This window comes from Proteus sp. CD3 (assembly GCF_008808075.1).
GTDB classification, from domain to species: Bacteria; Pseudomonadota; Gammaproteobacteria; order Enterobacterales; family Enterobacteriaceae; genus Proteus; species Proteus appendicitidis.
The window spans coordinates 3,667,550-3,679,665 of record NZ_CP019686.1 but is presented as its reverse complement, the minus strand read 5'-3'; the positions used below and the strand labels follow the sequence as shown (position 1 = coordinate 3,679,665).

General features: G+C 39.8%; 9 protein-coding genes. 4 read left to right on the top strand and 5 right to left on the bottom strand.

The genetic code is table 11. From position 1 onward, the window contains the following. The first annotated feature begins 179 nt into the window (after positions 1 to 179). Entirely contained in the window at positions 180 to 1,799 is a 1,620-nt protein-coding gene (gene pckA, locus BTA34_RS16405) for a phosphoenolpyruvate carboxykinase (ATP) (RefSeq protein WP_151436464.1), read from the top strand. A 178-nt stretch (positions 1,800 to 1,977) separates the two neighbouring features. On the opposite strand, the gene BTA34_RS16400 is transcribed toward pckA, so the two are convergent. Both BTA34_RS16400 and BTA34_RS16390 read right to left on the bottom strand, forming a co-directional pair. Then, positions 1,978 to 2,679 carry a pirin family protein gene (locus tag BTA34_RS16400; RefSeq protein WP_151436463.1) on the bottom strand — a complete coding sequence of 234 codons (702 nt, stop codon included), beginning with the start codon at positions 2,677 to 2,679 and terminating at the stop codon, positions 1,978 to 1,980. Positions 2,680 to 3,280: 601 nt separating this feature from the next. Beyond that, on the bottom strand, positions 3,281 to 4,498 hold the full coding sequence (locus tag BTA34_RS16390; protein ID WP_151436462.1) for an NAD(P)/FAD-dependent oxidoreductase: 1,218 nt from the start codon (positions 4,496 to 4,498) through the stop codon (positions 3,281 to 3,283). A gap of 307 nt (positions 4,499 to 4,805) precedes the next feature. On the opposite strand from BTA34_RS16390, the gene pitA reads away from it, so the two are divergent. Next, the gene (gene pitA / locus BTA34_RS16385; RefSeq protein ID WP_151436461.1) at positions 4,806 to 6,305 is read left to right on the top strand and encodes an inorganic phosphate transporter PitA; all 1,500 of its coding nucleotides are present in this window, start codon (positions 4,806 to 4,808) and stop codon (positions 6,303 to 6,305) included. A 67-nt stretch (positions 6,306 to 6,372) separates the two neighbouring features. On the opposite strand, the gene uspB is transcribed toward pitA, so the two are convergent. Beyond that, a complete protein-coding gene (gene uspB, locus BTA34_RS16380; RefSeq protein ID WP_006534411.1) occupies positions 6,373 to 6,705 on the bottom strand; it encodes a universal stress protein UspB in 333 nt (110 codons plus the stop codon). A 406-nt stretch (positions 6,706 to 7,111) separates the two neighbouring features. Between uspB and uspA the strand changes: the two genes are divergently transcribed. After that, a complete protein-coding gene (gene uspA / locus BTA34_RS16375) occupies positions 7,112 to 7,543 on the top strand; it encodes a universal stress protein UspA (RefSeq protein ID WP_069369439.1) in 432 nt (143 codons plus the stop codon). A gap of 255 nt (positions 7,544 to 7,798) precedes the next feature. Further along, the gene (gene gdhA, locus BTA34_RS16370) at positions 7,799 to 9,139 is read left to right on the top strand and encodes an NADP-specific glutamate dehydrogenase (RefSeq protein ID WP_075672585.1); all 1,341 of its coding nucleotides are present in this window, start codon (positions 7,799 to 7,801) and stop codon (positions 9,137 to 9,139) included. Positions 9,140 to 9,210: 71 nt separating this feature from the next. Here the strand turns inward: gdhA and rsmJ are convergent, their stop codons facing one another. Both rsmJ and prlC read right to left on the bottom strand, forming a co-directional pair. Further along, on the bottom strand, positions 9,211 to 9,957 hold the full coding sequence (gene rsmJ, locus BTA34_RS16365) for a 16S rRNA (guanine(1516)-N(2))-methyltransferase RsmJ (RefSeq protein ID WP_151436460.1): 747 nt from the start codon (positions 9,955 to 9,957) through the stop codon (positions 9,211 to 9,213). A 3-nt stretch (positions 9,958 to 9,960) separates the two neighbouring features. Beyond that, entirely contained in the window at positions 9,961 to 12,003 is a 2,043-nt protein-coding gene (prlC, locus tag BTA34_RS16360) for an oligopeptidase A (RefSeq protein WP_151436459.1), read from the bottom strand. Positions 12,004 to 12,116: the final 113 nt, after the last annotated feature.

Sequence of the window (12,116 nt, the reverse complement as noted above, 5' to 3'; positions counted from 1 at the left end):
AAAAGGACGCTATTTTGCGTCCTTTTTTATTCAACAATTTTTCTTTAGTTTTGTGCATTAGCTCTCGTTCTTAACATAAAAAAATTATAAATTTTCAAAATATTGATAACAATCGCTGTTAATTACTCGTAACACCTTAATATTATTCGCAGAAAGGTCTATTTATCAGGAGCGAAACTATGAGCGTTAAAGGTCTTACCCCTAAGGATCTCCAGCAGTACGGTATTAAGGACACGAGTGAAATCATTTATAACCCAAGCTATGAGCTGTTATTTAATGAAGAAACCAAGCCTGAATTAACAGGTTACGAGCGAGGCACACAAACCTCGTTAGGCGCTATTGCCGTTGATACAGGTATATTTACTGGACGTTCTCCGAAAGATAAATACATTGTTCGTGATGATGTTACGCGTGACACCGTATGGTGGGCTGATCAGGGTAAAGGTAAAAATGATAATAAGCCACTTTCACAAGAAGTGTGGGCTGACTTAAAATCATTAGTAACCAATCAGCTATCAGGCAAACGTTTGTTTGTTGTCGATGCATTTTGTGGTGCGAATGCGGATACACGTTTGAAAGTTCGTTTTATCACAGAAGTTGCTTGGCAAGCGCATTTTGTTAAAAATATGTTTATTCGTCCTGAACAAGAAGAGCTGGAAAATTTCACACCAGACTTCATTGTGATGAACGGAGCGAAATGTACAAATCCAAATTGGAAGGCGCAAGGTCTGAACTCAGAGAACTTCGTTGCTTTCAATTTAACTGAACGCATTCAGTTAATTGGTGGTACTTGGTACGGTGGCGAGATGAAGAAAGGTATGTTCTCTATGATGAACTACTTCCTTCCTCTTAAAGGCATCGCTTCTATGCACTGCTCCGCAAACGTTGGCGAAAGTGGCGATGTTGCTATTTTCTTTGGTCTATCAGGCACAGGTAAAACAACCCTTTCAACCGATCCTAAGCGTAAGCTAATTGGTGATGATGAACATGGTTGGGATGATGACGGAGTGTTTAACTTTGAAGGTGGTTGTTATGCGAAAACAATCCACTTATCAAAAGAAGCTGAACCCGATATCTATGGTGCAATTAAACGTGATGCACTGCTAGAAAACGTGGTTGTGTTATCTGATGGTTCTGTTGATTTCGACGATGGTTCGAAAACAGAAAATACCCGTGTTTCTTACCCTATTTATCATATTGATAATATCGTTAAACCTATTTCCAAAGCAGGTCACGCTAAGAAAGTTATTTTCTTAACAGCGGATGCTTTTGGTGTGTTACCTCCTGTTTCACGTTTAACACCAGAACAGACGCAATACCACTTTTTATCAGGCTTCACCGCTAAACTTGCGGGAACCGAACGTGGTGTGACCGAGCCAACGCCAACATTCTCAGCCTGTTTTGGTGCAGCATTCTTATCTCTGCACCCAACACAATACGCTGAAGTATTGGTAAAACGTATGCAAGCATCAGGTGCAAAAGCCTACTTGGTTAATACAGGTTGGAACGGTACAGGTAAACGTATCTCGATTAAAGATACACGCGCTATTATTGATGCCATCTTAAATGGTGATATTGATAAAGCACCAATGAAAACATTACCTGTATTTGACTTAGAGATCCCAACCGCACTACCAGGCGTTAACAGCGAAATCTTAGATCCTCGTGATACTTATGCTGATAAAGCGCAATGGGATACTAAAGCTGACGATCTGGCTGATCGCTTTGTGAAAAACTTTGATAAATATACGGATACCCCAGCGGGTCAAGCGTTGACTAAAGTGGGACCAAAACGTTAATTTTTATTAGCATGAATAAAAAGCACCAAACTCATAGGATGTGATTTTGGTGTTTTTTTATTTGAGATCTTCGAGATAAAAAAAATCCCTGAAATGCGAGAAGATTTCAGGGAATAGAAAGAAAATAAAGTGAAATTGTTTATTAGAGAAAAAGTGACTTTAGAGGGTGATAACCCAACTATGCTGTTACTGGAGGTAAATCAAACAGTAAAATTTCACTGTCCTCATCACCAACGAAACGGATCATATCTTCATTTGCGATAGCCACACCATCACTGGTGGTCGCAATTATGTCATTAATCGTTATTTTGCCTTTCACTACTTGTAACCAAACATTGCGTCCTGTTTCTACCTGATATTGTGCTTCTTCACCTTTTTTCAGGTTCCAGCGCCATAACGTCATATCTTGAAAGACTTTTAAAGAGCCATCACGCGCATCTGGCGATAAAATAAGTTGTTTACTCACTGAGGTATCAAAACGACGTTGATCGTAACGTGGTGTGATACCGGTGGTGCTTGGCATAATCCAAATTTGGTAAAAATGCAGCCCTTTATCACTATTTGGATTATATTCTGAGTGAGTAATACCTGTACCAGCACTCATTATTTGAAACTCACCTGCAGGAACATTTTCTTTATTACCCATGCTGTCTTGATGCTCGATATTACCTTCAAGCACATAGGTTAAAATTTCCATGTCTTTATGTGGATGAGTACCAAAACCTTTACCGGGTATTACGCGATCTTCATTAATAACTCGTAGTGCAGAAAATCCCATAAAATCAGGATCGTAATAATTTGCGAAAGAGAAGGTATGCCAGCTATCTAGCCAACCATGATTAGCGTGTCCTCTTTCATTTGCTTTGCGTAGATAAATCATAATGTGTTTCCTTCTCTGAAGTTGTTGGACACAGTTTACCCAGTAGCGCAAAGTAAAAAAGCGGAGGAATTTAACCTGAAGATCCAAATAATTTGAATAAGAGAAAACAAAAACATCGAATGAGTTCTAGAAAAGAAAAAAGCCAGCACCCGGCTGGCTAAAGTAAAACACTGGAAGCAATGTGAGCAATGTCGTTCTTTCATATGACCCTGAAGGTGGTGCATCTGAAAGTGTTATTGATGATAATAGTTCTCAGTATCATTTGTAAAGCCCTTTTTTTAAGCAAATTAGAAAAAAGAGCTAAAAAAGTTTTAACTTACTGATTAACGAGTTATTTTATTTTAATAATTTTTTAAAACAGTAATATAACCAAATAGTTAACAATATTCTTTATGGGGTCATTTATAGAGAAAAGAAGAGAAAATGTGGTATAAAACCAGAGGAAAGGAAGGGATATAAGGTATTTTGGATCTCTACTGAGAAATACCACAAGAAAAAGCCATCACTGATTGATGATGGCTGGTTTTTATTATGTATGAGTTATAAGTTTATAGAATTATAAAACCAATATTTATAACTTTAACATTTGCACATTTATTCATTATTGTTCAACAACAGTCGATTTTGGTGTTGAAATAAGGCTCTGCGCACAGGCATAAGCCGAGCTCCACGCCCACTGGAAGTTATATCCACCTAACCAACCCGTCACATCAACCACTTCGCCAATAAAATAGAGTCCTTTTACTTTTGTGGCTTCCATGGTTTTAGAGGAAATAGCTCGAGTATCTACACCGCCTAGTGTGACTTCTGCGGTGCGATATCCCTCAGTACCATTGGGCTGAATTTGCCATTCTTGTAGTAACGTTGCAATTTGTGTAATACGTTCATTACTCAGTTGAGTCAGAGAAACATCAGGTAACTGTTTATTTTCTATCATTATTTCAATAAAACGCTTTGGTAATAAGCGAGAAAGCGTGTTTTTTACTAATTGATTTGGATGCTCTTGACGTTTTTCTTGTAGCAGGCTTTCAAGATCAATACTTGGAAGTAAGTTAATACTTACATACTCTCCAGCTTGCCAATAACTTGAAATTTGCAAAATCGCAGGACCTGAAAGACCACGATGTGTGAAAAGAATGTTTTCTTTAAAACTTGTGCCATTTTTTGCCGTCACAATAGCGGGTACCGCTACGCCAGATAGTTGGCTTAATTGCTCAAGTTGGGGTTTATGCAGAGTAAAAGGCACTAAACCGGCGCGAGTGGGTAAAACAGGAAGCCCAAACTGTTCAGCAACTTTATAGCCAAAAGGGGTAGCCCCTAAACCAGGCATAGAAAGACCACCACTGGCAATGACCACCGAAGGTGTTGTGATGGTTTTTCCATCAACAAAAATAGTAAAGCCCGTATCTGTTTTCTCGATTTGTGTGACTTCACTACGTAAGCGAACACTTACTTTTCCTTTTTGACATTCAGTGAGTAATAAATCAACAATTTGCTGTGCTGAATCATCACAAAATAGCTGTCCGAGCGTTTTTTCATGGTAGGCGATGTTATGTTGTTGCACTAATTCAATAAAATCCCATTGTGTATAGCGAGCAAGCGCTGACTTACAGAAATGAGGATTCTCTGATAAGTACGCCGAAGGTTCGATATACATGTTGGTGAAATTACAACGCCCACCACCTGACATTAGAATTTTACGTCCCGCTTTTTTACCATTATCGAGGACTAAAACAGATAATCCTGCTTGTCCTGCTAAAGACGCACAAAAAAGCCCCGCGGCACCTGCACCTATAATTACTGTATCGTATGATCCCACAATGATGTCTCGTTCTTGGTTTTCTCTGACTACTTAATCAATGATTTTCGCGTAAGATCAGAGTATTTTGTAAAATTATATGGAGAAATCTGCATTTTTCACCTAAATTCTTATAAGCAAGGAAAAAATTGTCAGAAATTTACTTTTTTTTTATTTTTATTAATTAAATGATATATAAGGAATTATCTTAAAAAGGCTCTGATTTTCTTGGTTATCAAATCAAAAAAAGGTTAAATTTTGCTTCCACCGTTCGCATTTGTCGCTGATAATGCGCCGCGTTCATGTCCAACTAACTGGCTTAACGTCTATGCTACATTTGTTTACTGACCTAGAATTTCACACAGGTTTGATGTTGGTTTTAGCACTGTTATTTGTGCTATTTTATGAAGCTATTAACGGCTTCCATGATACCGCAAATGCGGTAGCAACTGTTATCTATACTCGTGCTATGCGTGCGCAATTTGCGGTCGTGATGGCGGGTGTATTTAACTTCCTTGGAGTTTTGCTCGGTGGATTGAGCGTAGCTTATGCTATCGTTCACTTGTTACCGACAGATCTTCTGCTGAATGTGAGCTCAGCTCATGGCCTTGCCATGGTCTTCTCGTTGCTGTTAGCCGCCATTATCTGGAACTTAGGTACATGGTATTTCGGTATTCCAGCATCAAGTTCACATACGCTGATAGGTGCTATCATTGGTATTGGTTTAACAAATGCTATCGTGACAGATTCGTCTATCGTTGACGCATTAAACATACCAAAAATGATCAGTATCTTCCTATCACTCATTCTTTCACCAATTATCGGCTTGGTTATTGCAGGCGCGATGATTTTCTTACTGCGCCGTTACTGGAGTGGTACGAAAAAACGTCGTCGTATTCACCTGACACCTGCTGAACGTGAGAAGCAAGATGGTAAGCGTAAGCCGCCATTTTGGACTCGTACTGCACTGATTTTATCTGCAGTTGGGGTGAGTTTCTCTCATGGTGCAAATGATGGGCAGAAAGGTATCGGTCTTATCATGTTGGTATTAATTGGCGTTGCCCCTGCGGGCTTTGTCGTCAATATGAGTGCAAGCGGATACGATATCACCAAAACTCATGATGCCGTTGTACACTTACAACAATATTATGAGAAACATCAGCCAGCACTACAGCATGCTATTGATAATACACCAGTAGTACCAGCGCAAGCTGATGCTAGCGATACAGATTTCCATTGTAATAGCGCAAGAACGCCAATTGTTCTGAATCAAACAGAACAGCTGCTTGCAAATATTGGTTCTTATGATGAGCTAACCGCAGACCAGCGTGCTCAAATGCGTCGATTACTTATGTGCATCGCTGATACCGCAACAGAAGTGGCTAAATTACCAGAAACTAGCGCCCAAGATGCACGGTTCTTAAAAACATTGAGTCGTGACCTGCTAAACACCGTGGAATATGCTCCGATTTGGATCATTGTCGCCGTGGCATTAGCGCTCTCTATCGGGACAATGGTAGGTTGGAAACGCGTTGCAGTAACGATTGGTGAGAAAATTGGTAAAAAAGGTATGACCTACGCTCAAGGGGTTTCTGCGCAAGTAACAGCCGCAGTTTCTATCGGTGTAGCAAGTTATACGGGTATGCCTGTATCAACAACACAAGTTCTGTCATCTGCAGTTGCAGGTACGATGATTGTTGATGGTGGTGGTGTTCAAACGAAGACAGTGAAAAACATTGCACTGGCTTGGATCTTAACATTACCAGTTAGCATTGGTTTATCAGGTTTACTTTATTGGATATCACTTACATTTATTGTGAATAGCTGATAACAATAATTACCCAAGTTTGTTTATAAACGGTGACTTTTAGTCACCGTTTTTTTGTTTTTGTCGCTTACCAAAAAAGCATGGCAATTAAACTTGCGACAGCCAAAATACAAAAACGGCTAACAAGATAAAATTGCCGATAAATTCGCTCACAACGCATAATGACTTCAGGATTATGATGATTGATGTATTGGCGTTGGTTGATATAGCGAATGAGTCTTAGTTGTTTTGAAAATTGTCCGTGCATAGTAAAAAATCCATTGCCATCCACAGATTGGTAGAGCAAAGGATCAGATTGGCGCAATATTGTGAGTAATACCCGAATAGATGAAAAATAACGCATCATATTAATCAGGCAAAGAATACATAGCGCCCAAAAGACAACAATGACATTAAACATAATCCCCTCCCTAGAATAATAGATTCTGAGATGAGAAAACCTTTACCAATAAAGGTTACTTTTTTCTCTAATTTAAGTTTAGGTGAAATTAAGCAATAAACAAAAGTGACTTTTTCAAGTTGTTTCCTTTTTCAGAAAAAAAGATAAAAAATAACTCTAAAAGGGTGCTTTTGTTGTTTTTTATACTCAATTCTCATTATTATGATGTTATTGTCGGTGAATGACATCGTGCTAATGTAAAATAGTGTATATTGTTATTTATCGATAGATGCTTTCTTGATGAATTTGACATAAGTTGTGATCAAGGCGACATCTAACTTTCATCTTAAAACGTTATATTTAATACATAGGATTTAGGCTTAACCGCCTTTCCAACCGATTAATCAGCTTATGGAAGGAGTTCACGATGGCTTATAAGCATATTCTAGTGGCAGTTGATTTATCCCCTGAGAGTAACGTCTTAGTACAGAAAGCTGTATCTATGGCAAAACCCTATAATGCCAAAGTTTCCTTAATTCACGTTGATGTTAACTACTCTGATCTTTATACCGGTCTAATTGATGTCAACCTCGGTGATATGCAGCAACGTATTACTGATGAAACCCGTAACGCGTTAAAAGATCTCTCTGATAACTCGGGTTATGAAATTCAAGAAACCCTGAGTGGTAGTGGTGATTTAGGACAAGTTCTAGTCGATGCGATTAAGAAATACGATATGGATTTAGTCGTTTGTGGTCATCACCAAGACTTCTGGAGCAAATTGATGTCATCAGCACGCCAACTAATTAATACTGTGCATGTTGATATGCTAATTGTTCCTCTGAAAGATGATGAATAATAATCGCTTGCTTGTTTAAGCAAAAAAAATGCCTGCTTATGCAGGTATTTTTTTGCCTAAAATTCCTATTTTTCCTGTCGTTAAAGCGAGTCAACCTTTTTTTTTTGTCTAATTGTGAAAAAAATGTCTTGAAGTGTGAATGTATTTTAATGATATATTCAAGAGGCAAAACAACATCAACCTCACAAAACCCAAAAATATTCCGAATAAATGAGGTTATGCCAACATCACATTACACAAAAAAGGAATAACTGAATGAATATATCTGGCTCATTATCTTCGTTTTTAGAAGGGGTAGAAAAATATAACGCTCATCAACCTGAGTATCATCAGGCGGTTCGTGAAGTTTTTACCACTTTGTGGCCTTTTTTAGAGAAAAACCCACAATATCGTGAACAATCATTACTTGAGCGCTTAGTAGAGCCTGAACGTATTATCCAGTTTCGCGTCTGTTGGTTAGATGATAAAGGGCAAGTGCAAGTTAACCGAGCATGGCGTATCCAATTTAACTCCGCCATTGGACCTTATAAAGGTGGTATGCGTTTTCATCCATCAGTAAATCTTTCTATCCTAAAATTCTTAGGTTTTGAGCAAACATTTAAAAATGCATTAACGACATTACCGATGGGAGGAGCCAAAGGTGGCTCTGATTTTAATCCTAAAGGTAAAAGCCATGGGGAAGTGATGCGTTTTTGTCAGGCATTGATGACTGAACTTTATCGCCATTTAGGCGCTAATACAGATGTTCCTGCTGGTGACATTGGGGTGGGAGCACGAGAAGTCGGCTTTATGGCTGGCATGATGAAAAAACTGTCTAATAGCAATGAATGTGTATTTACAGGTAAAGGTCTTTCATTCGGTGGCAGTTTAATCCGCCCAGAAGCTACTGGGTACGGTCTGGTTTACTTTACTAATGCGATGCTTAAACGTCATGGTATGTCTCTTGAGGGAATGCGTGTGGCGGTTTCTGGCGCGGGTAACGTTGCACAGTTCACTATCGAAAAATGTTTAGAATTAGGCGCTAAAGTAATAACAGCATCAGATTCAGGTGGTACTGTGGTTGATGAAGCGGGATTTACCACTGAAAAACTAGCTCGACTCACTGAAATTAAAAATAATTATGGTCGTGTTGAAGAGTACGCAAAAGAATTTGGTTTAACGTATCTTGAAGGGCAACAACCTTGGGCTGTTCCTGTTGATATTGCGTTGCCTTGTGCAACACAAAATGAGTTAGATTTGGAAGCGGCTAAAGTGCTTATCAAAAATGGGGTGAAAGCCGTTGCTGAAGGCGCAAATATGCCAACAACGATTGCTGCAACAGATGCCTTTATTGAAGCGGGTGTCCTTTTTGCACCAGGTAAAGCAGCTAATGCTGGTGGTGTTGCAACCTCGGGTTTAGAGATGGCACAGAATGCGGCACGTTTGAGCTGGAAAGCAGAGAAAGTGGATGCTCGCTTACATCACATTATGTTAGATATTCACCATGCTTGCGTGAATTACGGCGGTGAAGGTAAGCAAACTAATTATATTCAAGGCGCAAACATTGCTGGTTTTGTTAAAGTCGCTGATGCAATGCTGGCACAAGGCGTGTTGTAATTTTCATTGATTCTGAACGGGTGTTTAACACCCGTCAGATTTCAAATTTATTTTTCCTAATGTGTAAGTAGTTACACACAAGGATAGATATCAAAGCGGTGATTTTTGGTTGTTACATTGGCATGTGCAGGCTGATTATTTAATGGTTCTGCATAATCAGGGCGTTTAACTACAACCCTTTTTTTAGCTAACGTAATTGCCGGCTCTAACAGTGCATCTGCATCTTCATCGGCACCCACTAAAGACTGAAACACTCGCATCTCTTTTTTCACTAATGCGCTTTTCGCTTTATGTGGATACATAGGATCAAGATAGACCACATCGGGTGCTGGTGTGATTTCTGTTAGTGCTTGAGCTGAAGAGGCGTGGATCAGTGCCATACGTTCTTGCATCCATTCACCAATATCAGGATCAAGATAAGCACGTTTTAAGCCGTCTTCAAGCAATGCTGCGACAACAGGATGGCGTTCAACCATTCTCACCTTACAACCAATAGACGCCAATACAAATGCATCACGACCAAGCCCTGCCGTTGCATCAACTACATCAGGTAGATAGTCTTTTTTAATGCCGACAGCTTTTGCCACAGCTTCACCTCGACCACCGCCAAATTTACGACGATGTGCCATGGTGCCTTCCACAAAATCGACATAAATGCCACCCAATTTAGGTTCATCTTGTTTGCGTAATTCAAGGTGTGTGGGTGTTAACACTAATGCCATAATTTGCGTTTCATCGTGAACTAAGCCCCAACGTTGCGCTAAATCAGATAAGGCGCTGTTATCAGCGCCTTCTTCACAAAGTAAACAGATATTCACATATCATCCTTTAATGCCGTAGCCTTTGAGCATAGCATCAAGTTGCGGCTCACGACCACGGAAGCGTTTAAACAGTTCCATTGGCTCTTCTGAACCACCACGAGTTAAAATATTATCAAGGAATGATTGACCCGTTTCACGGTTAAAAATACCTTCTTCAGAGAAGCGAGAGAAGGCATCGGCTGCCAGTACATCTGCCCATAAATAGCTGTAATAACCTGCTGCATATCCACCAGCAAAGATATGACTAAAGGCATGAGGGAAACGCGCCCACGGTGTAGAAGGAACCACAGAAACTTTCTCTTTCACACTGTTTAAGATATCCATAATACGCGCGCCTTTAGATGGATCATATTCAGCGTGTAAACGGAAATCAAACAGACCAAACTCCAGTTGGCGTAACACAAACATCGCTGACTGATAATTTTTTGCTTTAAGCATATTATCAAGCATTGCCTGTGGTAATGGCTCGCCAGTTTCGTAATGACCTGAAATAAAGGCTAACGCTTCTGGCTCCCAGCACCAGTTTTCCATAAATTGGCTTGGTAATTCAACGGCATCCCATGGTACACCATTAATGCCTGCAACATCTGCGGTATCAATCTGCGTTAACATGTGATGTAAGCCGTGGCCAAACTCATGGAATAGCGTGGTTACTTCATTATGAGTAAACAGTGCCGGTTTATCGCCTACTGGCTTATTGAAGTTACAAGTGAGGTAAGCAACGGGGTTTTGTAGTGAACCATCCGCATGACGCATTCTGCCTATGCAGTTATCCATCCAAGCGCCACCACGTTTGTGCTCGCGTGCATATAAATCAAGATAGAAGCTACCGCGTAAAGTGTTGCTTTCATCATAAAGCTCAAAGAAACGGACATCATCATGCCAAGTATCGATGTCGTTACGCTCTTTGGCAGTTAAACCATAGATACGATGGACGACTTCAAATAAACCACTTAAAGCACGTTGTTCAGGGAAATAAGGGCGTAGCTGTTCATCATCGATTGAGAATAGGTGTTGTTTTTGTTTTTCGCTGTAATAAGCCAGATCCCACGATTCGAGTTTATCAACACCATAGTGTTCTTTTGCAAATTGAGTGAGTTCTGCTAATTCTTCTTCACCTTGCGGATGAGCGCGTTGGGCTAAATCAGTTAAGAAGCTCAATACTTGCTCAGGAGACTCTGCCATTTTAGTAGCAAGGGATTTTTCAGCATAATTTTTAAAGCCGAGCAGTTGAGCGAGTTCGTGACGTAACGAAAGGATCTCCGCCATAATTTCACTGTTATCCCACTGACCTGCATTTGGACCTTGATCAGAAGCGCGAGTGCTATAAGCAATGCTCATTTCTTTTCGCAGTTCACGGTTATCTGCGTAAGTCCTAACTGGTATATAGCTTGGCATATCAAGTGTTAATAGATAGCCTTCTTGATCTTTCGCTTGTGCAATTGCTTTTGCTGCATCAATCGCACTTTGTGGCATGCCAGATAGATCGTCTACATTGGTAATTAATTTAGACCAACCCATTGTGGCATCTAATACGTTATTGCCGTATTTCGCACCTAGTTCTGACATCCGCGCACTGATTTCACCAAAGCGCTGTTGTTTTTCTTTTGGTAGCCCAATACCTGATAATTCAAAGTCACGTAATGCGTTTTCAATCGTTTTTTTCTGTGGTTGAGTTAACGCATTAAAATCAGCACTTTCTTTAATTGATTTATAAGCTTGATATAAACCTTCGTGTTGCCCCATCCATGTACTGAATTCAGACAGCAATGGTAAACTCTGTTCATACGCTTCGCGTAGTTCAGCACAGTTTTTGACAGAATTTAAATGACTAACGGGGGACCAAACACGAGAAAGTTTATCACCTACTTCAGCTAATGGCTGGCAAAGGTTATCCCAGTTAAATTGCGTATTATCAGCCAGTAATTTTTCAACTGTTTCACGGTAAGTTGTTAAGACTTCTTTTAGCGCAGGAACAACATGTTCTGGTTTGATAAGGGAAAATGCAGGTAATCCCGTTGTATTAAGTAATGGATTTGACATAAAAACATCCTGTATTTTGGTTTGCAGTGGCGTAAAACACATCACTGAGTTTATTCGTCATAGAAAGTAAGATGAGGGTGAAACCGCATAAGTTCAATAGTATCGTGGTAATT